Raw genomic sequence first — 25,595 nt, forward strand, 5'->3', positions numbered from 1 at the left:
GCGATCATTGGCGCGATTCTACCGCATGGCACTTGCCTTCGACACCGCCACGGCGCCAGGGCGATGGACGGGCGGCAATGGGCGATGCTGCCTGCTGTTGGCCCAACCAGAAGGTCACGGCCCCATCCAGTGCCGTGCTCCACTGACAGCTGCCGGCGCGACGAAAGCGGCGCACCACCTCATCGTGGGGGTGACCGAAGGCATTGCGACGCCCGGCACTGTAGACGACGTGGTCGGGTTCGAGCATCTGTACCAACTGCGGCCCCGAGCTGGTGCGACTGCCATGATGCCCCGCCACCAGCAGGGTGACCGGAAGCGTGACATCGAGCAGGAAGCGACGCTCGACGTCGCGGCCCACATCGCCGGTGATCAACAGACGGTCCTCGCCGGCCGTCACCTCGAGCACGCAGGAGCGGTCGTTGCTCGACAGCTCGGCGGTCTCTTCGGGCGGCCACAGCACGCGATAGGAGACGCCGTCTCTCTGCCACGCCTGCCCGCGCAGGCAGCTGTCGAAAGGCACGCCTATCGATTCGCCGGGCGGCGCCAGAAAGCGTCCCACCGTATGCTGCTCGGCCAGTACCGTAACGCCACCGGCATGGTCGAGGTCGTCATGACTGACCATTACCTCGTCGAAACGCTGCCCCGCCGGCCATAGCGCGCTCAGCGGTGCGAAGCCCGAAGCGAAGCGCGGCCCGGTATCATACAGCAGACGGTAATTGGCGCTGCGCAGTTCGACCAATTGGCCCTGGCCGACATCCTGCACCCTCACCCGCAGCGTGCCGGGCTCGGGCCCTGACGCCTCGAGCCCCAGCATGGCCGGCACCAGCAGTAGCGTCGCCCCCAGACGCAGCGCGTTAGCCAACCCCGGAAGTGCCCACAGCAGTGCCACCAGTCCAAGCATCAGCGCCAGCGGCCAGACGAACTCCGCCAGCGGCCACCACAGTGGAAGCACCGCCACCGACAGTTCGAGTACATGCACCAGCACTTGCGTGGTGAATTCGAAAAGACGCCAGCACAGTGTAGCGAGCAGCGGCACCGGAGCGAGCAGCCAGCCCAACAGTCCCAGCGGCACCAGCACCGTACTGACCAGTGGCACCGCCACCAGATTGATCAGCGGAGCCGCCGGCGCCAGGCGCGCGAAGGCCATCAGCACGGCAGCCGCCATCAACGGCGCCAAGAGCATCTGCGTGCGTACCAGTGCCCAGCTCCAGCCGCGAATTCCGCGCAGTCGCGGTCGGCCTTGCCAGATCAGGATCAGCAGCGCCACGGCAACGAAGGAGAGCCACAGCCCCGGTCGCCACACCGACAATGGGTCCAGCATGACGATCACACCCAATGCCAGCCACCAGGCCTGCCAGGGCCCCGGCGCATGACGCCCACTGGCCACCCACAGTCCAAGCAGAGTCATGATCATGGCGCGCATGGCAGGGGGCTGCAGGCCCGCCAGCCAGGCATAGCCAACCGCCGCCGCCCCGGCCAGCCACCACGGCCACACCGCCATGCGCCAAAGGCGGGGCGTCACCACGCGCGCCACACCACGTCCGACCAGCAGCACGAAAGCGGCCACCAATCCCACATGCAGACCGGAGATGACCACCAGGTGGGTCGTGCCACTGGCATTGAGCAGATCCCAATCGTCACGCTCGAGCCGCTCGCCGGCTCCCAGCGTCAGCGCGGCCAGCCAGCGGCGGGCCTGAGGCGACAGATCCTGGGCGTCGAGATGGTCGAGCGCGCGCGCTCGCAGCGAGGCAGGTGCCGGCCTCAAACGCTGAGCGGCAGGCTCGCTGCGCACATAGCCGGTCGCCTGAATGCCCTCACGCCATAGCCAGGCGCCGTAATCGAAGGTGCCGGGATTGGCGAAACCGGCCGGCGGCCTCAGGCGCACCGTCAGCGCCCAACGCTCCCCGGCGTGTATTTCCGGCGCTCCATAGAAGCTGAGTCGTATCCGCTTCAGCGCATCGCAAGGCAGCCGGGCGGGGTCCAACGGGCGGCAGGCGTCGACACGCACCATCAAACGGCTGAGTCGACCTTCATCCTCCACCGCCTCGATGCGCCCTTCCACCAGCAGGTCTTCACGCAGCAATCCATCCGGCAGCACGGCGCCCCTGGCCAGCAGAATCTGACTGGCCGTGACGGCAACGAGCCCGCCCAGCATCACGGTGCGCCAGTGTCCACGCCCCGCCAGCCACAGCAGGCACAACGCCCAGGCCTCGAACAGCCCGGGCGGCGCCAGGTTTCCCAGACCGACCCCCACCAGTGCCGCCAGCGCCAGCGGCATCGCCATGCCAATTCGCACGCTCCTTGTCTCCCCCGATCCCTGACCCGGCTCATCGCCCGGCATCATCTTATTGTTGCGCCCAGCATGGCGGGCCACGCCCCATCCATGGATAATACCCGGGTCCCGAAGCAGCGAGCCAACCCGACATGCCGCGCCGATTCCTGCAGCGCTACATGCCCAACCCCGACACGCTCAGGCGCCAGCGCTCGCTGCGCTTCATGAGCCGCATGATCGGCGACCCCGGGCTTTGGGTGCTGTCGCGCCGTACCGTGGCCAATGCCTTCTCGGTCGGGCTGTTCAGCGCCATGCTGCCGATCCCCTTCCAGATGGTGGTGGCCGCCTTCGGCGCCTGGGTGCTGCGCTGCAATCTGCCTCTCTCGGTCGGCCTGGTCTGGATCACCAATCCCCTGACCATGCCGCTGATCTTCTACGGCAACTACCGTATCGGCGCCTGGCTGATGGATACCCCCGTGCGCGAAGCCCCTGCCCGCCTGTCGACCCACTGGATCGCCTCACGCATGGCCGACATCCTGCCGGCCCTGGCGCTCGGCTCGGTGGTATCGGCCATCGTGTTCGCGATTCTGGGTAACCTGCTGGTGCGCCTGGTGTGGCGCTGGCACATCTCGCGTAGTTGGAAGCAGCGTGCCATGCGTCGCCGCCTGCGGCGTATGGAAATGGAGGACTGAGCCCCCGTTGAACGGGGGCTCGAAAGGACTGCCGGCAGAATCGGTAGCGCTCAGTGCTGCTCGGTCAGACGCCCGCCGTCGAGCTTCATGACGCGGTCCTGATGGGCAGCAAGCGACGTATCGTGGGTCACCACGACGAAAGCGCATTCGGTGGTCCGCGCCAGCTCGTCCATCAACGCCAGGATGCTGGCCGCCGTGGCCTGATCCAGGTTGCCGGTGGGCTCGTCCATCAACACCAGGCTTGGGTCGGTGACCAGCGCCCGGGCAATGGCCACCCGCTGACGTTCGCCCCCGGAGAGCTCGCCCGGCTTGTGATCGGCACGGTGCTCGATGCCAACCTTGACCAGCAGCTCACGGGCCTGTGCCTCGGCCGCCTTCTTGCGCATACCCCGCACGATCAGCGGCAGCGCGGCGTTTTCCAGGGCAGTGAACTCGGCCAGCAGATGGTGGAACTGGTAGACGAAACCGATGTGGCGATTGCGGAACTTGCCCAGCGCCGCTTCGCCCAGGTCCAGCAGCGACTCACCGGCAATGGCCACCTCGCCGCGGGTGGGACGGTCGAGCCCACCCAACAGGTTGAGCAACGTGGTCTTGCCCGAGCCGGAGCTACCCACCACGGCGACACGCTCCCCTGCGCGCACTTCCAGCGACAGGGAGTCGAGCACGGTGACGTCCTGCGGCCCCTCGTGGTAGATCCGGGTCAGGTCGCGGCAGGCCAGCATCACCTTGCCGCTGGCCGTGCGCTGGATCAGTTCGTCTTTGTTCACGATGGCTGAATCACTCATAGCGCAGTACCTCCGCGGGTTGCACGCGCGACGCGCGCCATGCCGGATAGAGCGTGGACAGGAAGGTCAAGCCGAAGGCGGCGGCCACGATATTGCGTACGTCGTCCCAGTGCAGACGTGACGGTAGATCGCTGATGAAGTAGACCCCGGCATCGAGGAACTGGATGCCGAGCGCCGACTCCACCCAGCCGATCAGGTCGGAGATGGTCAGCGCCAGCAGGATCCCGAGCGCCACGCCGATGGCGATGCCGATCACGCCGATGGCCATGCCCTGCACCACGAAGATCCCCATGATCGAGCGTGGCGTGGCGCCGATGGTACGCAGGATGGCAATGTCCGCGTGCTTGTCGGTCACCACCATGACCAGGGTCGAGACGATGTTGAAGGCGGCCACCGCGATGATCACTGTCAGCAGCAGCGCGATCATGCGCTTCTCCATCTGGATGGCCTGGAACAGGTTGCCGTGGGAGAAGGTCCAGTCGATGCCGCGGTAGCCGGTGCCCAGCTCATTGATGATGGCACGGGTCTCGCTGGCGGCGACGAACAGGTCGTCCAATTCCAGACGCAACCCGCCCACGGCGTCGCCGAGACGCGCCAGGGTCTGCATGTCCTCGATGTTGGCATAGGCCAGGTTGGCGTCGAGATCGGCACCCACACTGAAGATTCCGCTCACGGTGAAGCGCTTGAGGCGGGGGAAGACCCCGGCCGGGGTGATCGAGGCCTCCGGTACCAGCAGCGTGACCCGGTCGCCCACGCCGACACCGAGGTGTCGCGCCAGCAATGAGCCGAGCACGATGTTCCACTCACCCGGCTGCAGGTCGTCGAGACTGCCTCGTTGCATGTGGCGGCCGATGATCGAGACGCGATCCTCCCACTCGGGATGGATACCGTTGACCATGGCCCCCTCGTTGCGCCCACTCACCGAGAACATGCCCTGCTGCTGCACGTAGGGTGCGGCACCGATCACCCGCTCGCGCTGCATCAGCCGTTCGGCCATGGCTTCCCACTCGACCAGGCCGCTGCGCGACTCGATCTTGGTGTGCGGCACCATGCCGAGAATACGGGTGCGCAGCTCGTGGTCGAAGCCGTTCATCACCGAGAGCACCAGGATCAGCACCGCCACGCCCAGCATCAGGCCCAGCATGGAGGTGAGGGAAATGAAGGATATGAAGTGGTTGCGGCGCTTGGCGCGCACATATCGCAACCCGATCAGCAGTGGCAGGCGGTCGAGCATCATCGCGTTCCTTGTCAGAGGTGGCCATGGTACGGTTTTTTGCGCCGCGCTGCATCGGCTGCGCAATCATTCCCCGAAGCTTGCATCATTGGCGGTGCCGGCCTACATTGCGCCGACTCGCTATCCGGCCCCGTTCTAAGGAAGCACTGAACAAATCGACGAGCGAGATGAAGCACAAGGCGCACGGAGCACAGGAACCGGAGCATATGGGGTATATGTGAGGATTCCGCGCACCGCGCAACGCAGTGATTCGCTCGCGTAGGCATTTGTGCAGCGCTTCCCTAAGACGCGACTCAAGAGGCTTCGTTCATGGCCAATCGCCTGCTCCCCGAATGGCACCCTCAGGATGCCGTTCAGCTCACCTGGCCCACTCCGACCAGCGACTGGGCGCCCCTGCTCGAGCGCATCGAGGCCACCATGGAGGCCATGGTGGTCGCCATCACGCGTTATCAGCACGTGCTGATCGCGGTACCCGATGCCGCCACCCGCGCTCACCTGACCCAGCGCTTCACCCATCTGGGGGTCGACGCCACGCGCCTGCACCTTGCGGTGGCCGAGGCCGACGACACCTGGGCGCGGGACCACGGCCCCATCGCCATCGAGCGCGACGGCAGCCCCGTGCTGCTCGACTACGTCTTTACCGGCTGGGGCGGCAAGTTCGAGGCCGGGCGCGACAACCAATTGACCAGCAAGCTGGCCGCACTCGGCGCTTACGCCTGTCTGGTGGAAAGCCGTGACGTGGTGCTCGAAGGCGGTGCCATCGAAACCGACGGCGAAGGCACCCTGCTCACCACCGAGGCCTGCCTGCTCAACCCCAACCGCAACCCGCAGCTCGACCGCGAGGCGGTGGAAGCCCTGCTCATGGCAGATTTCGGCGTCGAGCGCGTGCTGTGGCTGACGCATGGCCACCTGGAAGGCGACGACACCGACAGCCACGTGGACACCCTGGCGCGTTTCTGCGATCCGGCCACCATTGCCTACGTACGCTGCGACGACGAGTCCGATCCGCACTACCCGGCCCTGGCCGCCATGGAAGCCGAGCTTCAGGCACTGCGCCGCAGCGATGGCGAGCCCTATCGCCTGGTGCCGCTGCCGTGGCCGCGCCCCTGCTTCGACCCGGTGGACGGCCACCGGCTACCGGCCACCTACGCCAACTTCCTGATCGTGAACTCCGCGGTACTGGTGCCTGTCTATGGTGACGCCGCCGACAGCCGGGCGCTCGTCGCCCTGGCCTCCGCCTTCCCCGACCGCGACATCGTGCCGATCGACTGCCTGAGCGTGATCCGCCAGCACGGCAGCCTGCATTGCCTGACCATGCAGCTCCCCCGGGGCAGCCTGAACGTCGCAACTCAGCAAGGAGAGACATCATGACCCGCACCCTCAAGGTCGGCCTGGTCCAGCAACCCGCCTGGCCCGACAAGAGCAAGAGCCTGGCCGAGAGCGAGGCCGGCGTGCGCGAGCTGGCTGCCGCTGGCGCCGAGCTGGTGCTGCTGCAGGAGCTGCATGCCACACACTATTTCTGCCAGTACGAGGCCACCGAACTGTTCGACCTGGCCGAGCCGCTGGATGGCCCCACCGGCCAGCGCCTGGCAGCACTGGCGGCAGAGCTCGGCATCGTGCTGGTGGGCTCGCTGTTCGAGCGTCGCGCCCCGGGCCTCTACCACAACACCGCCGTGGTCTACGACGGCGACCGCGGTCGAGTCGGCGTGTACCGCAAGATGCATATCCCCGACGATCCGGGCTTCTACGAGAAGTTCTACTTCGCCCCGGGCGATCAGGACGACAGCCGCAAGCAGGGCTTCCAGCCCATCGACACCTCGGTGGGCCGCCTGGGCTTGCTGGTATGCTGGGATCAGTGGTACCCGGAGGCAGCGCGCCTGATGGCCCTGGCCGGGGCGGAAGTGCTGCTCTACCCCACCGCGATCGGCTGGAGCCCCTCCGACGACGACGGCGAGAAGTCCCGTCAGAAGGAGGCCTGGACGCTGATTCAGCGTAGCCACGCGGTGGCCAACGGTTTGCCGGTGGTGGTCGCCAATCGCGTCGGCCACGAACCGGACCACTCCGGCGTGGGCGAAGGCATCGACTTCTGGGGCGGCAGCTTCGTCGCCGGCCCTCAGGGCGAGCTGCTGGCCCACGCCGGCACCAAGGCCGAGCGCATGCTGGTCACGCTCGACATGAGCCGCGGCGAGGACGTGCGGCGCATCTGGCCCTACCTGCGCGACCGCCGCATCGACGCCTATGGCGACCTGACTCGGCGCTACCGGGATTGACATCCTTAGGCCTGGAGCGCAAGCGGCTCCGGCGACAGGCCCCGGAGCGCCGGACCGTCGATGAGGCGCTGTAAACCCATCCCTGGGCGCTATTTTTGCCCTGCTGCGCTCTCGCATCCTGCTCCACTTGCAGGACCTGGGCTGGCCATCCATGGCCAGCCCGTTCGGAGCGGTGCTCCTCACCCATGGCAAAAAACCTCCTCTCCGGCCTATCCCCGGAGCCTCGGGAGAACTCAGGCTGGAATTGGTCGGACTAACAAAGAAAAACCCACCGCAGCCAAAGCATGCGGTGGGTTTTGCGTTTAGCGCCAGGTTCAGGCGTCCGGCGCTTTCCAGAAATCGCGGATCGAGGCGATGCCCTGGGCACCCACAGCGCGGGCGTGGTTGGCATCGAAGCGGGTCATCCCGCCCAGCGCGAACACCGGCATGGCGGCACGCTCCACCATCTGCTGGAAGTCGTGCCAGCCCATCGGCGCCACCTCAGGGTGCGACGGCGTGGTACGCAGCGGCGAAAGCGTGACGAAGTCGCAGCCGATACGGGCCGCCTGGCCGAGCTGCTTGCGATCGTGGGTAGAGGCCGCCAGCCACTTGTCCTCGGCGATGGGACGACGCTCGAGGGTCATCAGCCGCTCGCTGGTGAGATGCACGCCGTCGGCTTCCACCCTATCCAGCAGAGCCGGATCGGCATTGAGCAGCAGGCGAGCGCCGTGGCGACGGCACAGCGCCAGGGCACGCTCGGCGCGGGCCAGATAAGCCGCTTCGTCCAGCGTCTTGGCGCGCAGTTGCACCAACCGTACGCCATCCTCCACCAAGGCACGCTCGAGGCAGGCATCGAAGAGCGTCTCATCGGCCTCCTCGGCGGTGATCAGGTACTCGGTGGGCAGCATCACCGCCTGTAGAATCGGCAGGTTGGCCGCCGGGAACGGATAGTTGACCAGCTCATCGAGCGGCACCCAGCGTATCGCCTGGCCTTCACGACCGAACGGCTCACCGCTGAACTCGTGTACCTGCCAGACGTCGAGCAGGATGTGCTTGTCCGGATACTCGTGGTGGATGCGAATCAGCGGCTGGGCACGCTTGATCTCCACCCCGAGCTCCTCGTGGAGCTCGCGCTTGAGCCCCTCCAGGCCGGTCTCGTAAGGCGCCAGCTTGCCCCCCGGGAATTCCCACAACCCGCCGTGATCGACGTTGGAGGGGCGACGAGCGATGAGCGCCTTCTCACCATCGCTGCTGATGATGGCGGCAGCCGCCACGTGCACCCTTCTCTTCACCATTACGTTCATTGACTCCTACCCGCTTGTCCCGCACCGAACGTTCGGCGCGGGTATCGTTCTTGCCTCGCCACAGACTGGTCTAGCTGCGATAGTCGGCGTTGATACTGACGTAGTCGTGAGACAGGTCGGTGGTCCACACGGTGGCCCCCTCATCACCCCGCCCCAACGCAATGCGAATCACGATTTCCTCTTCGCCCATCACCCGGCTGCCGTCCTCCTCGGTGTAGCTGGCGGCACGCCCGCCTTGCTCCACCAGGCGCACGTCGCCGAGGTCGATGGTCACCCGGCCGACGTCGAAACCGTGGAGCGGCGCCCGCCCCACTGCCGCCAGGATACGCCCCCAGTTGGCGTCCGAGGCGAACAGCGCCGTCTTCACCAGCGGCGAGTGCGCCACGGTGAAGGCCACGTCCAGCGCCTCTTCACGCGTAGCCGCCTCCTGCACCTGCAGGGTGACGAACTTGGTCGCGCCCTCGCCATCGCGGACGATGGCCTGTGCCAACTCGGTCATGACCCGCTGCAGGCCGTTGCGGAAGATCGCTACCTGTTCGTCGCTGGCCACCGCGGCGCCGCGCCCGGTGGCGATCAGCATGCAGGCATCGTTGGTGGAGGTATCGCCATCCACGCTGATGCAGTTGAACGAGCGGTCCACCGTCTCGCGCAGCAGCGTATCGAGCAGGGGCTGCTCGATGTTCGCATCGGTCGCCACGAAGGCCAGCATGGTCGCCATGTTGGGCTTGATCATGCCCGAGCCCTTGCTGATGCCGTTGATGGTGACCGTGCGCTCGCCCATCTCCAGAGTCACGCTGGCGCCCTTGGCCCGGGTATCGGTGGTCAGGATACCTTCGCCGGCCTGCTGCCAGGCCCCGGCATCCGCACTCAGCGACTCCAGCGCCTGGGGCAAGCCGGCCAGCAGCCGCTCCATGGGCAGCGGCTCGCCGATCACCCCGGTGGAGAACGGCAGCACGCTCTCGGCCGGCACCCCGGCGAGCCGGGCGAGCTCGGCGCAGGTCGTCCTGGCATCGCGCAAGCCGGTCTCGCCGGTACCGGCATTGGCATTGCCGGTATTGATTACCAGCAGACGTGCCCCCTCGCCGCGGGCCTGGCACTCGGCCAGGTGCTGCTTGGCCACCGTCACCGGGGCGGCACAGAAGGCATTGAGGGTGAAACTGCCCGCCACCTTGGCGCCCTCGGGAATCTCGATCACCACCAGGTCACGCCGCCCAGGCTTCTTGATACCAGCCATGGCGGTACCCAGGCGCAGCCCTTCAATGACCGGCATGGCCGGAAAACGTGTCTCACCCACTGCCATGAAATGGTGACTCCTCAGTTGGTTGGAGCAGTTACGGCATACGCTGCGCGCGCGGGCTCCGCAATCAGCTCAACTGGCCGCAGCACTGCTTGTACTTCTTGCCCGAGCCACAGGGACAGGGGTCGTTACGCCCCACCTTGGGCCCCTCGCGGCGTACCGGACGTCCATCGCCCGCCGGAGCGGTCGCGGCGCCCGCCTGCTCCTCGCCGTCGAGTTCGGGGGCATCGTGGCGGCTGGCAGCGGCGGCCTTCTCCCGCTCCAGCGCCTCACGCCGCTGACGCTCAAGTTCGTCGACTTCTTCCGGCCGGCGCACCTGCACGTGGCTGGTGATACGGGTAATGTCGGCCTTGATGTTGGTCAGCAGGGTCTGGAACAGCTCGAACGACTCGCGCTTGTACTCCTGCTTGGGATTCTTCTGAGCATAGCCGCGCAGATGAATACCGCGACGCAGGTGATCCATCGACTGCAAGTGCTCCTTCCAGCGCGTGTCGAGCACCTGCAGCATGATCTGCTTCTCGAAACGACGGATGAGTTCCTCGCCGGCGATCTCGACCTTCTCCTGATAGGCCTTGCGGTGCATCTCGTGCAGACGCTCGCGCAGTTGCTCCTCGTGGAAGCGTTCGTCGGCTGCGGACCACTCCACCACCGGTGCCTCCAGGTTGAACTCGGTCTTGAGATGCTCCTGGAGCCCGGCCAGGTCCCACTGCTCCGGCAGGCTCTGGGGCGGCACGAACTCGCTGACGGCCAGATCCAGCACTTCGTCACGGATGCCCAGCACGTTCTGAGAGACATCCTCGGCGGCCAGTATCTCGTTGCGCTGCTCGTAGATCACGCGGCGCTGATCGTTGGCCACGTCGTCGTACTCGAGCAGCTGCTTGCGGATGTCGAAGTTGCGGCTCTCGACCTTCTTCTGGGCCCGCTCCACGGCGTTGGTGACCATCTTGTGCTCGATGGCCTCGCCGCGCTCCAGCCCCAGCGCCTTCATCATCCGCTGTACCCGGTCGGAGCCGAACAGACGCATCAGGCTGTCTTCCATGGAGAGGAAGAAGCGCGTCGAACCTGGGTCGCCCTGACGGCCGGCACGGCCGCGCAGCTGGTTGTCGATACGCCGCGACTCGTGGCGCTCGGAGCCGATCACGTGCAGGCCGCCGGCCTCCAGCACCGCCTCGTGGCGCACCCGCCACTCCTCGCGCAGCTGCGCAATCTGCTCCTCGCTGGGATTCTCGAGCTTGGCCGCCTCGGCCTCCCAGTTGCCGCCCAGCACGATATCGGTACCGCGACCGGCCATGTTGGTGGCGATGGTGACGGCGCCCGGACGCCCGGCCTGGGCGATGATCTCGGCTTCGCTCTGGTGCTGCTTGGCGTTGAGCACGTTGAAGCTGAGCCCGGCCTGCTTCATCAGACCGGCAAGATACTCGGAGGTCTCGATGGACGCGGTACCCACCAGCACCGGGCGTCCGGCCTCGGTCTCGGCCTTGACGTCGTTGATGATCGCCTCGTATTTCTCCTCCGCCGTGAGATAGACGAGATCGTTGAGATCACGACGCACCAGCGGCCGGTTGGTCGGAATCACGATGACGTCCAGGCCGTAGATCTGGCGGAACTCGAAGGCCTCGGTATCGGCGGTACCGGTCATGCCGGCCAGCTTGTCGTAAAGGCGGAAGTAGTTCTGGAAGGTGGTCGAGGCCAGGGTCTGGCTCTCGCGCTGCACCGGCACCCCTTCCTTGGCCTCCACCGCCTGATGCAGACCCTCGGACCAGCGGCGACCGGGCATGGTACGGCCGGTGTGCTCGTCGACGATCACCACCTGGTTGTTGGCGACGATGTAGTCGACGTCACGGTGATAGAGATGGCGCGCACGCAGCGCCGAATGCATGTGATGCAGCAGGTTGAGGTTCTGGGCGGCGTAGAGCGAATCGTCGGCGCCCAGCAGCCCCTCGGCGCGCATCAGCTCTTCCACCTTGTTGTGCCCCGCCTCGGTGATCTCGACCTGCTTCTGCTTCTCCTCGAGCACGAAGTCGCCTTCGATGGGGGCGTCGGCATCTTCGGAGACCTCGCCCCTCTCCAACTGGGCCGCCAGGCGGTCGACCACCTTGTAGAGCTCGGTGTTCTCGTCCACGGCGCCGGAGATGATCAGCGGCGTACGCGCCTCGTCGATGAGGATGGAGTCGACCTCGTCGATGATGGCGAAGCTCAGCCCGCGCTGGACCTTGTCCTCCAGCGAGAAGGCCATGTTGTCGCGCAGGTAATCGAAGCCGTACTCGTTGTTGGTGCCGTAGGTGATGTCGCAGGCGTAGGCGGCGCGCTTCTCCTCGGAGGTCTGCCCGGCGAAGATGATGCCCACCGAGAGGCCCAGGAATTCGTACAGCGGGCGCATCCACTCGGCGTCGCGACGCGCCAGGTAGTCGTTGACGGTCACCACGTGCACGCCCTCGCCCGGCAGGGCGTTGAGATAGACCGCCAGGGTGGCCACCAGCGTCTTGCCCTCGCCGGTCTTCATCTCGGCGATGCGGCCGCGGTGCAGGGTCATGCCGCCGACCATCTGCACGTCGAAGTGACGCATGTTCATCACCCGCTTACTGGCCTCGCGTACGGTGGCGAAGGCTTCAGGCAGCAGGGTGTCGAGGCTCTCGCCGTTGGCCAGGCGGGCGCGGAACTCCTCGGTACGCGCCTGGAGCGCGGCATCGTCGAGGGCTTCGTACTGCGGCTCCAGGGCGTTGACCTGCTGGACCTGGCGCTGCATGCGCTTGACTTCACGGTCGTTCTTGGAGCCGACGACCTTGCGTAAAAGAGTATTGATCATGGAATGTCCAATCTGCGTGTCGCGTTCAGCCGATGACCCGAGCACCCATCGAGGGACTGCGGTCAGCGGCAGGAAGAGTTGGCTTGGTGAATGCGATACGCAAGAGGTGGGCCACGCCGCGTGAGCACGTCGTGGTCGGCCGCCCAGCGGCGCTGCGGCAGCGCCCTTGGTGGTGCGACGGCCTTCCTGACCTGCACCACCGGCCGGCGCCGCGGCCAGTGCGGCAGCGCACGCCGACGCGCCACATAGCGGCAGCGGGCGCGCATCAGCGTCGGTGCGAGAATGCAGGTCTGCACGACCCGCTCGGCCAGGCGCAGGGTTTCCGCCTGGGTCAAGCCGGCCGGCAACAGACAGCTGACCAGCAGGCCGGCAAGCCACCAGCGCGAACGCTGTCGACAGCGTGTCGTCGCAGCCGATAGGCTGGCGACGCTACGATCCTGTGGCTGGGCGGCGGTCATGCTGTCGCTGATCTCCGAGCGTGCTAGGCTTGCCGTGTTGGTACGATGAGAAACAAGCACATGAGTATAAAGGTTAAGCGCTCACGAGCACAGCCCATGTCGCGCCTGCTCGGTGGTAACGGCGAGTTGGCACCGCTGATGCGCACGGCACGCCTAATCGGCAAGGCCCAGCAGCACCTACGTGAAAACTTGCCGGAAGAGGTGCGCGAGCACGTCTTCGTCGGCGGCTATCGCGACGGCAAGCTCACGCTACTGACCGACCGCGCCGTATGGCTGACCTGGCTGCGCTACGAACAAGCACGCCTGCTCGAGCTGCTGCACCGCTTGCCGGAGTTTGCCGCCGTCACGGGCTTCAGTCTCAAGGTACGCCCCGTAAGGCCGCTCAAAGTACCGCCGCGCCAGGTCAGGCAGCTACCCGCCCCGGCTGCCGACGAGATCTCCGCCTGCGCTGCCGACGTGGAGGACCCGCGCCTCAAGCGAGCCCTCGAGCGACTCGCCTCCCATGCTAAGCACGGTGACGAGTCGCCCTAGCGACAGCTTCTTCATGACAATCGATAGGTAATGCCGTCGACTTCGACCTCCTGGATGTCGGCATAGGCGACGGTAACGCCGTTGATGTCACCTGGTGCCCCATCGTGCTCCATCAGCGTGGTCTCAGGCACCACCTTGACCCCGGTGGCGCCCACATGCTGAATCCGCGCTGAAAAACGTTTGCCCTCACGCTCGACTACCACTCGTTCACCGAACATGCAGCGTCCCACCTGGGCCAGCAGCTCCGCTTCGCTTACCTGTTTGACTGTCATCACGTTCCTCCCTGGTCATACGCCGCTCCAAGCTGCGGCGAGAGCATTTCATGCCTTTCAATGTAGGAGATGAAGCAGAGGATGACATCCCGCAGGCGGCTGGTGGAATCTCGTGTCCCGGCGCTATGCTAGGGCGAGTAGACTTTGCCAGACCCCTCTTTTCATCCGCAGGTAACCATGACCCTCAGCAAGACCCAATCCAGCTTCTATCGCCGCTTGTACCTGGCCCACTTGATCGAGTGCGGCATCAGCAGCATACCGGCCATCGTCAATGCCACCGGCATGCCCCGCCGCACCGCCCAAGACACCCTCAAGGCCCTGGAGGAGCTGGACATCCGCTGCGAATTCCGGCCGACACCGGGCGAACGTCACAATAGCGGTGGCTACGAAATCGTCGACTGGGGACCTATCGACCCAGCGTGGGTGAGGAACAACGCCGAGCGGCTGCGTACCGCCCTGAGCTATCCCGAAATGTCACGGGCCTGAGCCGACATGAACAGGCACGGCTGGAATATCGGAGGATTGCTGGCTCTGATCGCCCTGCTGGCCGGCTGCGCCGGGCCGGTACTGCAAACACCGGGACCGGCCGCCAGCGTACCCCAATTGACCTCCTACCAGGTGACTGCCGACGACGGCTACCGCTTGCCGCTGCGCCACTGGCCGGCCGAGGACGAAACCGAGGTGGTCGTGCTGGCAGTACACGGTTTCAACGATCACGCCGGCAGCTTCGACGTCATGGCTCAGGCTCTGGCCCCGCACGGCATCGAGGTCTATGCCCACGACCAGCGTGGCTTCGGCACTACCGATCAGCGCCGTATTTGGGCCGGTCACGAGCGCCTGCGCGACGACGTCATCATGCTGACGAAGCTACTACGTGAGCGCCATCCCGAAACCCCGCTCTATGTGATCGGCAAGAGCATGGGGGCCGCAATCACGTTGCTTGCCATGACCGCCGATACACCGCCGCCCGTGGACGGCAGCGTACTGATCGCCCCCGCCGTGTGGGGTACGGAAACCATGCCCTGGTACCAGCGCGCCGGGCTCTGGCTCGGCGTGCGTCTGATGCCCCAAACCACTTTTTCGATCCGCACCACCCGGCGCCTGGGCATCGAGCCCACCGACGACGACGAGATCAAGCGCCAGCTCGCCGGCGACCCCTTGATTCTGCGCAGCGCACGAGTCGACACCCTGGCAGGCCTGACCAATACCATGGGGCTGGCTCTCGAAGCGTCGAGCAAGCTGCCCTCACCGGCTCTGATCCTCTACGGCGACGAGGATCAGGTTATTCCTACCGAAGCCTACTGCGCCCTGCTGGAGCGCTTGCCGCAGGATGAGGCGATACGCCTGGCGTTCTATCCCGGCGGCTACCACATGCTCACCCGTTACAGCCAGCGCCAGCGCACCGAGCGAGATATCGCAGCCTGGCTTCATGACCCCACCGCCGAGCTTCCCTCGGGGCTCGAAGTCGCTCGCGAGATACCGCTGGCCACTCTGTGCGATCGATAGTTTGTCGGGCCGACAATAAAAAAGCGGCGGGCAAGGCCCGCCGCGAAACACCGATCAGTCGCACTGACCGAGAGAGATGCCTGGTAACGATCAGATCTCGAAGCCGAGACCGAACTCCTCCGCCGACAGTGCCATCAGCGGCTCGGCGCCGGCCTGAATGCACTGGGCGTGGGCGCGGGTGCGCGGCAACAGGCGCTGGAAGTAGAAGCGCGCGGTCTTGACCTTGGCCTGGTAGAAGGCCGCTTCGTCGCTGCCTCCCGCCATGGCTTGCTGAGCCTGCTTGGCGGCACGGGCGAAGAGGTAGGCAAGCGTCACGTAGCCGGAGTACATCAGGTAGTCGACGCTGGCCGCACCGACTTCCTCACGGTCTTTCATCGCTTTCATGCCGATGCCCATGGTCAGCTCGCCCCACTCGGCGTTGAGCTTGGCCAGCGGCGCGACGAACTCGGCCATGTCGGCGTTGCCCTCTTCGCCTTTGCAGAACTTGTGAATCTCCTTGGTGAAGACCTTGAGGCTCTCGCCCTGGCTCATCAGCACCTTGCGACCCAGTAGGTCGAGGGCCTGGATGCCGGTGGTGCCTTCATAGAGGCGCGTGATGCGGGAGTCGCGCACCAGCTGCTCCATGCCCCACTCCTGGATGAAACCGTGACCGCCGAAGACCTGTACGCCCTCGTTGGTGGCTTCGAAGCCCACCTCGGTGAGGAACGCCTTGACGATCGGCGTCAGCAGGCTGAGCAGGGTCTCGGCACGCTCGCGCTCGGCGGAGTCCTGGCCGTGCTCGACGACATCCAGCATCTGCGCGGTGTAGAGCACCAGCATCCGGCCGCCTTCGGCGAAGGCCTTCTGAGTCAGCAGCATGCGCCGCACGTCAGGATGCACGATGATCGGGTCGGCGGGCTTCTCGGGCGCCTGCGGACCTGAGAGTGCGCGCATCTGCAAACGGTCGCGGGCATAGGCCAGCGCGTTCTGGAAGCTCGCCTCGGTGAGGCCCAGGCCCTGGATGCCCACGCCCAGGCGGGCAGCGTTCATCATGGTGAACATGCAGGCCAGCCCCTTGTTTGGCGGGCCGACGAGGAAGCCACGAGCGGCGTCGAAGTTCATCACGCAGGTGGCGTTGCCGTGGATACCCATCTTGTGCTCCAGCGAGCCACAGGCCACGCCGTTGCGCTCGCCGGGATTGCCTCCGGCGTCGGGCATGAACTTGGGCACCACGAACAGCGAGATGCCCTTGGAGCCCTCGGGGGCATCCGGCAGCTTGGCCAGCACCAGATGGACGATATTCTCGGCCAAGTCGTGCTCACCGGCGGAGATGAAGATCTTGGTGCCGGTGATCTCGTAGGCGCCGTCGGCAGTGGGCACGGCGCGGGTCTTGATCAGGCCCAGGTCGGTGCCGCAGTGCGGCTCGGTCAGACACATGGTGCCGGTCCACACGCCCTCCACCAGCTTGGTGAGGTAGGTGGCCTGCTGCTCCTCGGTACCATGATGGCGCAGCGCGTCGGCAGCACCGTGAGACAGGCCGGGATACATGCCCCAGGCCAGGTTGGTGGCGCAGATCATCTCGGAGAGCACCATGGCCAGCGAGTGCGGCAAGCCCTGGCCGCCATGGGCGGGCTCCGCCGCCAGGCTCGGCCAGCCGCCTTCGACGTACTGCTGATAGGCCTCCTTGAAGCCCTTCGGCGCCTTGACCTCACCGCCCTCGAGCAGACAGCCCTCCTGATCGCCGCTCTGGTTCAGCGGCAGCAGCACCTCGCGGGCGAAGCGAGCGCCCTCTTCGAGAATGGCGGCCACGACATCAGGCGTGGCCTCTTCACCGCCCGGCAGACGAGCGTAATGAGCGGGATAGTCCAGCATTTCGTCCATCACGAAACGAAGGTCACGCAGGGGGGCCTGATAATCGGGCATCTCTACTCTCCACAAAAGGTCGCCAGAAGGTCGCCTGAAGCCGGGTGTGGGAAAGCAGCGGCGGCCGCTTTCAAACATGTGTTTGAAACTAGCCTGCGCAAGGCGCCGAGTCAAGCGCTCGTTTTAATCTTTTCTTCCACCTGCCTGCCCCACCCGCATTATTCGCTCGGACAAGAGGCTGGATGAGCGGCATGCAGGACTTCCAGCGGCCCGTGCCAGACGCCTGACACGGCAGCTGATGCCGATTCCAAGGGTTTTACAATCACACCATCAATATTTGCACAAGAACAATGTGCACAAATATCTTGCGCGCAATCAAAATAGCAGCAATCCCCCAGGAATCGCGGGAGTGCTCTACCTTGGCCCACATTCAGGCCCGGCTCATGGCATGGCATCGTACAGCCTGTCGCGCAGCGCCTCGAGCCGTGCTTTCAGCTCCTCCAGCTCTTCCTGGGGCTGACCGCTGGCCATGACCACGCAGCCGGGGATCTCCTGCGCCTGCGCCTGTAACGCCCTGCCCCGCTCGGTGAGAAACAGTTCGACGACCCGTTCATCGCGCCGGTTGCGCACCCGCCGCAGCAGGCCCTCGGCTTCAAGCCGCTTGAACACGGGGGTCAGCGATCCGGTATCGGTCATCAGGCGCCGGCTTATGACTCCGGCGCTCTGGCCATCCTGCTGCCACAAGGTGAGGAGAACGAGATATTGCGGATAGGTGAGGCCAAGCCCCTTGAGCAGGGGCTTGTAGAACTTGGTCATCAACAGCGAAGTGGAGTACAGCGTGAAACAGAGCTGACTCTCGAGTTCGAGGTCAGTGCCGATCTCCTGGCTGGGCATGGCAGGCGTTCCTGTTACGGCTTGTCGTGCACCTACGCTAACGCGCCGGCAAGCGGCCTGCCAAGGCAGCGCTACCAACGCTCACTGCATGCGAATGCCGCCGTCGAGACGAATCACTTCCCCGTTGAGCATGGCGTTGGTGATGATCTGCTCGGCCAGGCGGGCGAACTCGCCGGGATGGCCCAGGCGCTTGGGAAACGGCACCGAGGCGGCCAGCGCCTTGGCGGCCTCGTCAGGGATCTCGCTCATCATCGGCGTCTGGAACACCCCGGGGGCAATGGCCATCACGCGGATGCCATGGCGCGACAGCTCGCGCGCCGCCGGCAGGCTCATGCCCACCACTCCGGCCTTGGAGGCGCTGTAGGCGCACTGCCCCACCTGGCCGTCGAAGGCGGCGATGGAGGCCGTGTTGACGATTACCCCGCGCTCGCCGTCCTCGCTCGGTGCATTTTTCGCCATGGCCGCAGCCGCCAGACGCATTACGTTGAAGGTGCCGACCAGGTTGATCTGCACCGTGCGCGCGTAGGCGTCGAGGTCGGCCGGATTGCCTTCGCGGTCGACCAGCTTGGCCACGCTGACCACGCCGGCGCAGTGCACCACCCCGGCCAGACCCGCATCGCCCCCCAGGGCGACGGCGGCGTCCACCGCCGCCTGCATGTCGGCCGCCGAGGTCACGTCGCCGCGTACCACGCGGGCGGCCTCGCCGAGCGTTTCGGCGTGGGCCTCGACGGCCTCGCTGAGGTCGCAGAGCACCACCCGGCCGCCGCCGGTCACCAGGCGCTCGGCGGTGGCCGCCCCCAGTCCGGAGGCGGCGCCGGTGATCAGAAAGGTACGGTCCTTCACTTGCATTGGGTTGTCTCCCGGTTCATTTGGCTGCTGCCTCCGCCTTTTCGGCGGCATCGGCGCGCAGCTTGAAGCGCTGTATCTTGCCGCTGGGCGTCTTGGGCAGGGCCTCGACGAATTCGATCACCCGCGGAAAGGCGTGGGTGGAGAGCCGCTCACGCACCCGCTGACGAATCTCGTCGGCCAGTTCGTCGCTGGCCTCGAAGCCCTCGCGCAGCACCACATAGGACTTGATGATCTCGCCGCGAATCTCGTCGGGCTGGCCCACCGCGGCGGACTCCGCCACTGCCGGATGCGTGAGCACGGTGTTCTCCACGTCGGTGGGACCTACACGGTAGCCGGCGGTGGTGATGATGTCGTCGTCACGCCCGGCGAACTGGAAGGTACCGTCCTCGTTGCGGATCACAACGTCGCCGGTCAGGTAGTAGCCCTTGGCGAAGGGGTGCTTCTCCTGCCAGGTATAGCCCTGGAAAAAGTGCGCCGGCGAGCGCTCGATGTCCACCGCCAGCACGCCCGGCTCGCCCGGCGGCAGCTCGTTGTACTCGGCGTCGAGAATGGCCAGGCGATAGCCGGGCATGGGCACGCCCATGGCCCCAACGTGCTTGGGATGCCCGAGCGCATGATGGTTGCAGCAGGTCATGCCGGTCTCGGTCTGGCCATAGTGATCCATCACCGGACAGCCCAGCGAGCGCTCGACCCAGGTCACCACCTCGGTGTTGAGCGGCTCACCGGCGGAGCTGGCCACGCGCAGCTCTAGGCTTTCATGGGCGCTGTCGAATAGCCCCGAGGCCTTCATCAGACGATAGGCGGTGGGGGCGGCAGCGAAGTTGGTGATGCGGTGCCGGCGCATGAAGTCGAGCGCCCCTTCGGCACTGAAACCAGCCTCGCAGAAATGCGTGGTCACTCCCAGCAGCAGCGGCCCGGCAATGGCGTAGTAGAGCCCGTAGGCCCAGCCGGGGTCGGCCATGTTCCAGAAGCGGTCGCTCTCGCGCAGGTCGATGGCCAGCTCCATGTAAAGGGCGAAGGCCGGCATGCCGGAGAGCGGCACCGCCACCCCCTTGGGCTTGCCCACGGTGCCCGAGGTGAACATCTGCAGGAACGGAGCCTCCGGCGAGAGCCGCGGCGGATTGGCCTGGATCGGCGAGTGCGACAGCGCCTCGTCCCAGTCGAGATCGCCGTCGTGTCCTTCGCTCGGTCCGCCTACGGCCAGCACCGGCGGACACTGGGAGAGACCGTCGAACTTGAAGCGGTTGGCATGATCGGTGATCACCAGCTTGGTATCGGCCCGGCCCAGGCGGTAATCCACGGCATCGGGGCCGAAGGCGGTGAACAGCGGCTGATAGACCGCCCCGATACGCCAGGTGGCCAGTACCGCTACCAGCAGCTCGGGGGAACGCGGCAGCATGCAGGCTATGCGGTCACCCACGCCCAGACCGCGCTCGGCGAACCAGCCGGCGAGCCGGGCGCTCTCAGCTTCCAGCTCGGCATAGGTACGCCGATTGACGTTGCCCTGGGTATCCTCATGCACCAGCGCCAAAACCTCACCGCGGCCGGCGCGCAGGTGGCGGCCGCAGCAGGATTCGAAAGCGTTGAACTTGCCATCGCCGTGATCGTCGAGACGCGCGATGACCTCGTCGATGGAGAAGCGCTCCATAAAGGCGGGATACTCAGGAAGCGATTGCGTGCTCATTGACTGCCCTCTTGTGCCTGATTGTGCTTGTTGTTGAAGCTCCGCCTCGACACTGCGCCAGTGTCGAGGCCGGTTCGCCGTTCCATTCCGTTTGGATCTCTTCTGCTTAGATGCAGTTGACGTAAGCGTCAACCTAGCAAGCGCTAGGTACAAGCTAGAAGCAAACTCAAGGCGGGGCAACCCCTCGAATTAGGGGTATGGGCTAGACCTTGGTCGACTGCCCAGGCGGGGTGTGGGCTGAGGTGGTGATCATCGCGACCAGCTCATGGGCCAGATCTTCGGGTTTGCGTGCGCCTTCGGGGTCGTACCAGCGCACCGTCCAGTTCAGCGCCCCCATGACGAAGCGCGAGACGAGAAAGCGGTCGCCGTGTATCAGACCGGCCTCCAGGGCCTCGTCGATGACCCGCTCCCACAGCTCTTCGTAGGCATCGCGCAAGTGGCTGAGATGGTCCCGTGATGCGGCATCCAGCCGCCGCCACTCGTAGAGCGCGACGACATGGGCGTTGCGGTCGGTAAGCAGCGTCTGCAGATGCGCCCTGGCCATGGCATGCAGCCGTTCGTCGGCCGAGTCGCCGCACTCTTCCAGCGCCTGACGCGCCAGAGCCAGGGCGTTCTGGGTGCCCTCCTCGATGACGGCGGCAAGGATCTCCTGCTTGTCGCGGAAATGATGGAACAGACTGCCGGACTTGATGCCCATCTCCTGGGCCAGCATGCGCACCGTGGTACGGTCGAACCCCTCCTGGACGAACAATTGCGCGGCCAGACGGGTCAATTCCTTACGGCGTGGGGACTCGTTAACGACATTCATCGGGTTTACACTAGCGCTTGCTTGGTTGATCTTGAGAAGAACACAGCAGCGCAAAGAGGTCAACGCGACTAGCGTCGAGACGGCGCTGCGAGAACGTGAGAATACATGCAAGAGACGGCCATGGCGCCAGGCCGGCTCGCGACAATGACAAATCATCCAGGAATACCAGGAGACCGCCACCATGAGCAGCCCGCACGACATCGTCTTTCTTTCCGCCACCCGCACGCCCATGGGCGGCATGCTGGGCAGTCTGGCCAGTCTCACGGCACCCGAACTCGCCGCCACGGCGATTCGTGCCGCCATCGAGCGTGCCGGTATCGAGGCCGGCAGCATCGATGAAGGCATCATGGGCTGCGTGCTGCCGGGTGGCGTCAAGCAGGGTCCGGCTCGCCAGGCCATGCGCCAGGCCGGCATTCCCGACGGCATCGGCGCCACCACCATCAACAAGCTGTGCGGCTCAGGCATGAAGGCCGCCATGCTGGCCCACGACCTGATCCGTGCCGGCAGCGGCGAGGTGATCCTGGCCGGCGGCATGGAATCGATGTCCAACGCCCCCCACGTGCTGACCAAGGCGCGCACCGGCTACCGTCTGGGCCATGGCGAGCTGAAGGATCACATGTTCCTCGACGGCCTGGAAGACGCCGAAACCGGCAAGCTGATGGGCGTGTTCGCCCAGGACATCGCCAGCCAGCGCGACTACTCCCGCGAGCGTCTGGACGACTTCGCCATCGCCTCGCTGGAGCGGGCCATGGCGGCCACCAATGCCGGCCACCTCGCGGCCGAGATGGCCCCGGTCACCGTCACCAGCCGTCAGGGCGAAAGCGTGGTCGAGCACGACGAGCAGCCGTTCCAGGCCAAGCTCGACAAGATTCGCCAGCTGCGCCCCGCCTTCGCCAAGGACGGGACCATCACCGCGGCCAACTCCAGCTCCATCTCCGACGGCGCCTCGGCGCTGATCCTGGCCAGCCAGGCCGCGGCAGACAGGCTCGGCAGCAAGCCGCTGGCGCGCATGCTGGATCACAGCACCCACTCCCAGCACCCCAGCGAGTTCACCATCGCCCCGGTGGGCGCCATCGACAAGCTGATGAAAAAGCTGGGCTGGGGCGTGGCCGACGTCGACCTGTTCGAGATCAACGAGGCCTTCGCCGTGGTCACGCTGCTGGCCATGGACGGACTCGACATCCCGCACGACAAGGTCAACGTCTTCGGCGGCGCCTGCGCCCAGGGCCACCCCATCGGCTCCACCGGTTCGCGCATTATCGCCACCCTGATCCACGCCCTGCGCACCAAGGGCGGCAAGCGCGGCATCGCCAGCCTGTGCATCGGCGGCGGCGAGGCCACCGCAGTGGCCATCGAACTCGTGGATTAGCACCTCATCGACCGATCGAGCGCTGCCTGAACGACGCCCGCCTTCTCTACGAAGGCGGGCGTTTTCATGTGCAGGGGTTGGGTCAAGAGCGTGGCGTCGAGAGCCTGTCAAGCCGCAGCCGCTCGCGGGAGTCGAACAGCCGGCGGCTGCCCGCCGAAACGGCCGCCAGGGTGCCGAAGCCGGTGCCCAGCGTGATCGCGAACATGATCAGGATCTGGTACTTCACCGCCAGGCCCGGCGCGGTGCCGGCGAGTATCTGGCCGGTCATCATGCCCGGCAGGCTGACCACCCCGGCCGCGGCCATGGCATTGATCATCGGCATCAGCCCGCTGCGCATCGCCTCGCGACGAATGTCGCCGATCGCTTCCTGCCAGGGCTGTCCCAGCATCAGCCGGTTCTCGATCACGCCGCGCTGACGCCAGGCGCTGTCGGTCAACCGGTCCAGCGCCAGGGCCACGCCGGTCATGGTGTTGCCCAGCAGCATGCCCAGCAGCGGAATGGCGTACTGCGGCAGATACCAGGGCTCGGGGCCGATGATCACGGTCAGCGTCAGCACGGCCACGGTGAACGAGGAGAGAAACATCGACAGCGTGCCGATGCCGAAGGCCCAGCCGCCCAGCAGTCGGCGTTTCTGCCGCGCCATCACCTCACGCCCGGCGATCAGCAGCATCACCAGTGCCATCAGCACCACCCATACCAGCCGTTCGGCGGCGAACAGCGCCTCCAGTACCAGGCCCACCAGCGCCAGCTGAATGACGGTCCGCAGCGCCGCAATCAGCAGGCTGCGACTCATGCCCAGGCGCATGGCGGCGGTGCAGCCGGCAAGCCCCATCACCATCAGTGCCGCCAGCGCCAGCTGCCACCAGGAGAGCTCGATCACGTTCATGCGGGCTCCAACTCCTCGAGCCGCGCTCCGGCAATCCTCCAGTGATGGCTGGCCACCCGGGCGATCTGCGCGCGGTCGTGGGCCACCCACAGGGTCGGCCAGCCGCGGGAGCGAATGCGCTCGACCAGCCAGGCCTCCACCCGCGCGCTGGTGGCGTCATCCAGGTTGGCGGTCGGCTCGTCGAGCAGCAGCACCTGCGGCTCGAGGCTCACCGCCCGCAGCAGTCCGAGGCGCTGCTTCTCGCCGGTGGAGAGTCGGCTCACCTGCCACTCCAGGGTATCGGGGGTGAAGCCCAGCGCCTGAAGCTCTCTCTCTGCGGGGCGCTTGGCGAAATGCTCCCCCACCCGATCCTCCCACCAGTGGCTCTCGGCCGGCACCAGCATCACCCGGCGACGCCAGACATGCCCCGGCATTTGCGACTGGGCCTGCTCGCCCAGCCACACCTCGCCGGCGTGAGGCTCGAGATCGGTCACGGCGCGCAGCAGCCGGCTCTTGCCCGAGCCGCTGGCACCGGAAATGCAGCCGATCTCGCCGGGCGCTATCCCGAGATCGATATCGCTCAGCGCGCCGATGCCGACGCCAACGAGCCGCAGAGGTTCGGTCGAGCCCAAATCGCTTCCTCATCATCGGTATTGGCTGAATCATAACAGCGCAGGCGCCGGCTTCGACATGCCGGCCGGCGTTGCTCATATATGGAAAACCATATATCTTTCGCCAAGCCCTTCTCGCGCAGGAGCCACACATGCCCAACGACACTCTCACCCAGGCGCCCTCCACTGCCGAAGGCATGGGACGCTTCGAGCGCTTTCTCTCCGTGTGGGTGGCGCTGGCCATCGTCGCGGGCGTACTGCTTGGCCAGTTCGCCCCGGCCGTACCCGAGACGTTGGCGCAATTCGAGGTCGCCCAGGTATCGATTCCGGTGGCCATTCTGATCTGGGCCATGATCTTTCCGATGATGGCCCAGATCGATTTCGCCGCGGTGCTCGGCGTTCGCCGCCAGCCCAAGGGGCTGGTCATCACCACCACGGTGAATTGGCTGATCAAGCCCTTCACCATGTTCGCCATCGCCTGGCTCTTCCTGATGGTACTGTTCCGGCCCTGGATCCCCGAGCCGCTGGCTCAGCAGTACCTGGCCGGGGCGATCCTGCTGGGCGCCGCACCCTGCACTGCCATGGTCTTCGTCTGGAGCACCCTGACCCGCGGCGACGCCGCCTACACCCTGGTGCAGGTCTCGCTCAACGATCTGATCATGCTGTTCGCCTTCGCTCCCATCGTGGTGCTGCTGCTGGGCGTTTCCAATATCCAGGTGCCATGGGATACCGTGGCGCTGTCGGTCTTCCTCTACATCGTCATCCCGCTCACGGCGGGCTATCTCACGCGCCGCCTCCTGATCGCCCGGCGCGGCAGTGCGTGGTATGACAACGTCTTCATGAAGCGGATCGGGCCGATCACTCCCATCGGCCTGATCGTCACCCTGATACTGCTTTTCGCCTTCCAGGGTGACGTGATTCTCGCCAACCCGCTTCACATCGTGCTGATCGCCATTCCGCTGATCGTGCAGACCTTTCTGATCTTCTACATCGCCTATGGCTGGGCCAAGGCCTGGAAGGTACCGCACAACGTGGCCGCTCCCGGGGCCATGATCGGCGCCAGCAACTTCTTCGAGCTGGCGGTGGCGGTGGCCATCGCGCTGTTTGGCCTGCAGTCCGGCGCAGCGTTGGCCACGGTGGTGGGGGTACTGGTGGAGGTGCCGTTGATGCTGGCTCTGGTGCGCATCGCCAACCGTACCCGACACAGGTTCGCCGCTGCCGGGGCATGACCCCACCAAGACGAATGACGGCTTGCCTCACCGAATGG

Annotated in this window: 23 protein-coding genes; 8 read left to right on the plus strand and 15 right to left on the minus strand. The window is 65.9% G+C overall.

Translation table 11 applies throughout. The features are described 5' to 3' along the window. Positions 1-4 precede the first annotated feature (4 nt). Positions 5-2,284 (minus strand): DNA internalization-related competence protein ComEC/Rec2, encoded by a 2,280-nt coding sequence (locus HOP59_RS12450; protein WP_010627939.1) that lies wholly within the window; start codon positions 2,282-2,284, stop codon positions 5-7. Positions 2,285-2,424: 140 nt separating this feature from the next. Here HOP59_RS12450 and HOP59_RS12455 point away from each other — a divergent pair, with 140 nt between their 5' ends. Then, complete coding sequence (locus tag HOP59_RS12455; protein WP_010627938.1) at positions 2,425-2,964, plus strand: DUF2062 domain-containing protein; 540 nt, start codon at positions 2,425-2,427, stop codon at positions 2,962-2,964. 50 nt (positions 2,965-3,014) lie between these two features. Here HOP59_RS12455 and HOP59_RS12460 read toward each other — a convergent pair whose 3' ends face one another. Next, positions 3,015-3,749, minus strand: a complete 735-nt coding sequence (locus HOP59_RS12460; protein WP_010627937.1) for an ABC transporter ATP-binding protein — start codon at positions 3,747-3,749, stop codon at positions 3,015-3,017. Next, positions 3,742-4,983, minus strand: a complete 1,242-nt coding sequence (locus HOP59_RS12465; RefSeq protein ID WP_026038060.1) for a lipoprotein-releasing ABC transporter permease subunit — start codon at positions 4,981-4,983, stop codon at positions 3,742-3,744. Before HOP59_RS12465 ends, HOP59_RS12460 begins: the two co-directional genes overlap by 8 nt. Positions 4,984-5,292: 309 nt before the next feature. Here HOP59_RS12465 and HOP59_RS12470 point away from each other — a divergent pair, with 309 nt between their 5' ends. Beyond that, complete coding sequence (locus tag HOP59_RS12470) at positions 5,293-6,354, plus strand: agmatine deiminase family protein (RefSeq protein ID WP_234254148.1); 1,062 nt, start codon at positions 5,293-5,295, stop codon at positions 6,352-6,354. Beyond that, positions 6,351-7,253, plus strand: coding sequence for a carbon-nitrogen hydrolase (locus HOP59_RS12475; RefSeq protein WP_234254149.1), 903 nt, complete (start codon positions 6,351-6,353; stop codon positions 7,251-7,253). Before HOP59_RS12470 ends, HOP59_RS12475 begins: the two co-directional genes overlap by 4 nt. Before the next feature lie 314 nt (positions 7,254-7,567). Here HOP59_RS12475 and HOP59_RS12480 read toward each other — a convergent pair whose 3' ends face one another. The 4 genes from HOP59_RS12480 to HOP59_RS12495 form a co-directional block, all read right to left on the minus strand. Further along, positions 7,568-8,527, minus strand: coding sequence for a Nudix family hydrolase (locus HOP59_RS12480; RefSeq protein ID WP_234254150.1), 960 nt, complete (start codon positions 8,525-8,527; stop codon positions 7,568-7,570). Positions 8,528-8,606: 79 nt separating this feature from the next. Then, a complete protein-coding gene (argJ, locus tag HOP59_RS12485) occupies positions 8,607-9,836 on the minus strand; it encodes a bifunctional glutamate N-acetyltransferase/amino-acid acetyltransferase ArgJ (protein WP_234254151.1) in 1,230 nt (409 codons plus the stop codon). A 64-nt stretch (positions 9,837-9,900) separates the two neighbouring features. Beyond that, complete coding sequence (gene secA, locus HOP59_RS12490) at positions 9,901-12,639, minus strand: preprotein translocase subunit SecA (protein ID WP_234254152.1); 2,739 nt, start codon at positions 12,637-12,639, stop codon at positions 9,901-9,903. Between the two features lie 62 nt (positions 12,640-12,701). Next, positions 12,702-13,097 carry a hypothetical protein gene (locus HOP59_RS12495; RefSeq protein ID WP_010627930.1) on the minus strand — a complete coding sequence of 132 codons (396 nt, stop codon included), beginning with the start codon at positions 13,095-13,097 and terminating at the stop codon, positions 12,702-12,704. Between the two features lie 60 nt (positions 13,098-13,157). Between HOP59_RS12495 and HOP59_RS12500 the strand changes: the two genes are divergently transcribed. After that, entirely contained in the window at positions 13,158-13,628 is a 471-nt protein-coding gene (locus tag HOP59_RS12500; protein ID WP_035590897.1) for a DUF721 domain-containing protein, read from the plus strand. 11 nt (positions 13,629-13,639) lie between these two features. Here the strand turns inward: HOP59_RS12500 and HOP59_RS12505 are convergent, their stop codons facing one another. Further along, a complete protein-coding gene (locus HOP59_RS12505; protein WP_234254153.1) occupies positions 13,640-13,900 on the minus strand; it encodes a hypothetical protein in 261 nt (86 codons plus the stop codon). A 177-nt stretch (positions 13,901-14,077) separates the two neighbouring features. Here HOP59_RS12505 and HOP59_RS12510 point away from each other — a divergent pair, with 177 nt between their 5' ends. Further along, positions 14,078-14,386, plus strand: a complete 309-nt coding sequence (locus tag HOP59_RS12510; RefSeq protein WP_234254154.1) for a winged helix-turn-helix domain-containing protein — start codon at positions 14,078-14,080, stop codon at positions 14,384-14,386. Positions 14,387-14,392: 6 nt separating this feature from the next. Further along, the gene (locus HOP59_RS12515; protein ID WP_026038059.1) at positions 14,393-15,406 is read left to right on the plus strand and encodes an alpha/beta fold hydrolase; all 1,014 of its coding nucleotides are present in this window, start codon (positions 14,393-14,395) and stop codon (positions 15,404-15,406) included. Positions 15,407-15,496: 90 nt separating this feature from the next. Here HOP59_RS12515 and HOP59_RS12520 read toward each other — a convergent pair whose 3' ends face one another. From HOP59_RS12520 to HOP59_RS12540, 5 genes are all read right to left on the minus strand, one after another. Continuing rightward, on the minus strand, positions 15,497-17,308 hold the full coding sequence (locus tag HOP59_RS12520) for an acyl-CoA dehydrogenase C-terminal domain-containing protein (RefSeq protein ID WP_234254155.1): 1,812 nt from the start codon (positions 17,306-17,308) through the stop codon (positions 15,497-15,499). Positions 17,309-17,689: 381 nt separating this feature from the next. Then, complete coding sequence (locus HOP59_RS12525; protein WP_234254156.1) at positions 17,690-18,142, minus strand: MarR family winged helix-turn-helix transcriptional regulator; 453 nt, start codon at positions 18,140-18,142, stop codon at positions 17,690-17,692. Between the two features lie 81 nt (positions 18,143-18,223). Continuing rightward, on the minus strand, positions 18,224-18,991 hold the full coding sequence (locus tag HOP59_RS12530) for an SDR family NAD(P)-dependent oxidoreductase (RefSeq protein WP_234254157.1): 768 nt from the start codon (positions 18,989-18,991) through the stop codon (positions 18,224-18,226). 16 nt (positions 18,992-19,007) lie between these two features. Then, complete coding sequence (locus HOP59_RS12535; protein WP_010627921.1) at positions 19,008-20,675, minus strand: AMP-binding protein; 1,668 nt, start codon at positions 20,673-20,675, stop codon at positions 19,008-19,010. Positions 20,676-20,877: 202 nt separating this feature from the next. Continuing rightward, positions 20,878-21,483: a TetR/AcrR family transcriptional regulator gene (locus tag HOP59_RS12540; protein WP_035590879.1), complete on the minus strand. Its 606-nt coding sequence runs from the start codon at positions 21,481-21,483 to the stop codon at positions 20,878-20,880. A 181-nt stretch (positions 21,484-21,664) separates the two neighbouring features. Here HOP59_RS12540 and HOP59_RS12545 point away from each other — a divergent pair, with 181 nt between their 5' ends. Continuing rightward, a complete protein-coding gene (locus HOP59_RS12545) occupies positions 21,665-22,852 on the plus strand; it encodes an acetyl-CoA C-acyltransferase (protein ID WP_234254158.1) in 1,188 nt (395 codons plus the stop codon). Positions 22,853-22,934: 82 nt separating this feature from the next. On the opposite strand, the gene HOP59_RS12550 is transcribed toward HOP59_RS12545, so the two are convergent. Together HOP59_RS12550 and HOP59_RS12555 are read right to left on the minus strand one after the other, a co-directional pair. Next, a complete protein-coding gene (locus tag HOP59_RS12550; protein ID WP_234254159.1) occupies positions 22,935-23,738 on the minus strand; it encodes an ABC transporter permease in 804 nt (267 codons plus the stop codon). Continuing rightward, entirely contained in the window at positions 23,735-24,349 is a 615-nt protein-coding gene (locus HOP59_RS12555) for an ABC transporter ATP-binding protein (RefSeq protein ID WP_234254160.1), read from the minus strand. The genes HOP59_RS12550 and HOP59_RS12555 overlap by 4 nt, the downstream gene beginning before the upstream one ends. Before the next feature lie 131 nt (positions 24,350-24,480). On the opposite strand from HOP59_RS12555, the gene arsB reads away from it, so the two are divergent. Further along, positions 24,481-25,557 (plus strand): ACR3 family arsenite efflux transporter, encoded by a 1,077-nt coding sequence (gene arsB / locus HOP59_RS12560; protein WP_234254161.1) that lies wholly within the window; start codon positions 24,481-24,483, stop codon positions 25,555-25,557. Positions 25,558-25,595 lie beyond the last annotated feature (38 nt).

It is taken from the genome of Billgrantia aerodenitrificans, assembly GCF_021404405.1.
Taxonomy (GTDB): domain Bacteria; phylum Pseudomonadota; class Gammaproteobacteria; order Pseudomonadales; family Halomonadaceae; genus Halomonas; species Halomonas aerodenitrificans.

Coding starts and splice junctions, on each gene's coding strand:
- HOP59_RS12450 (WP_010627939.1), bottom strand. CDS start 2,284: ATGGCGATGCCGCTGGCGCTGGCGGCACTGGTGGGGGTCGGTCTGGGA.
- HOP59_RS12455 (WP_010627938.1), top strand. CDS start 2,425: ATGCCGCGCCGATTCCTGCAGCGCTACATGCCCAACCCCGACACGCTC.
- HOP59_RS12460 (WP_010627937.1), bottom strand. CDS start 3,749: ATGAGTGATTCAGCCATCGTGAACAAAGACGAACTGATCCAGCGCACG.
- HOP59_RS12465 (WP_026038060.1), bottom strand. CDS start 4,983: ATGCTCGACCGCCTGCCACTGCTGATCGGGTTGCGATATGTGCGCGCC.
- HOP59_RS12470 (WP_234254148.1), top strand. CDS start 5,293: ATGGCCAATCGCCTGCTCCCCGAATGGCACCCTCAGGATGCCGTTCAG.
- HOP59_RS12475 (WP_234254149.1), top strand. CDS start 6,351: ATGACCCGCACCCTCAAGGTCGGCCTGGTCCAGCAACCCGCCTGGCCC.
- HOP59_RS12480 (WP_234254150.1), bottom strand. CDS start 8,527: ATGGTGAAGAGAAGGGTGCACGTGGCGGCTGCCGCCATCATCAGCAGC.
- argJ (WP_234254151.1), bottom strand. CDS start 9,836: ATGGCAGTGGGTGAGACACGTTTTCCGGCCATGCCGGTCATTGAAGGG.
- secA (WP_234254152.1), bottom strand. CDS start 12,639: ATGATCAATACTCTTTTACGCAAGGTCGTCGGCTCCAAGAACGACCGT.
- HOP59_RS12495 (WP_010627930.1), bottom strand. CDS start 13,097: ATGACCGCCGCCCAGCCACAGGATCGTAGCGTCGCCAGCCTATCGGCT.
- HOP59_RS12500 (WP_035590897.1), top strand. CDS start 13,158: ATGAGTATAAAGGTTAAGCGCTCACGAGCACAGCCCATGTCGCGCCTG.
- HOP59_RS12505 (WP_234254153.1), bottom strand. CDS start 13,900: ATGACAGTCAAACAGGTAAGCGAAGCGGAGCTGCTGGCCCAGGTGGGA.
- HOP59_RS12510 (WP_234254154.1), top strand. CDS start 14,078: ATGACCCTCAGCAAGACCCAATCCAGCTTCTATCGCCGCTTGTACCTG.
- HOP59_RS12515 (WP_026038059.1), top strand. CDS start 14,393: ATGAACAGGCACGGCTGGAATATCGGAGGATTGCTGGCTCTGATCGCC.
- HOP59_RS12520 (WP_234254155.1), bottom strand. CDS start 17,308: ATGCCCGATTATCAGGCCCCCCTGCGTGACCTTCGTTTCGTGATGGAC.
- HOP59_RS12525 (WP_234254156.1), bottom strand. CDS start 18,142: ATGCCCAGCCAGGAGATCGGCACTGACCTCGAACTCGAGAGTCAGCTC.
- HOP59_RS12530 (WP_234254157.1), bottom strand. CDS start 18,991: ATGCAAGTGAAGGACCGTACCTTTCTGATCACCGGCGCCGCCTCCGGA.
- HOP59_RS12535 (WP_010627921.1), bottom strand. CDS start 20,675: ATGAGCACGCAATCGCTTCCTGAGTATCCCGCCTTTATGGAGCGCTTC.
- HOP59_RS12540 (WP_035590879.1), bottom strand. CDS start 21,483: ATGAATGTCGTTAACGAGTCCCCACGCCGTAAGGAATTGACCCGTCTG.
- HOP59_RS12545 (WP_234254158.1), top strand. CDS start 21,665: ATGAGCAGCCCGCACGACATCGTCTTTCTTTCCGCCACCCGCACGCCC.
- HOP59_RS12550 (WP_234254159.1), bottom strand. CDS start 23,738: ATGAACGTGATCGAGCTCTCCTGGTGGCAGCTGGCGCTGGCGGCACTG.
- arsB (WP_234254161.1), top strand. CDS start 24,481: ATGCCCAACGACACTCTCACCCAGGCGCCCTCCACTGCCGAAGGCATG.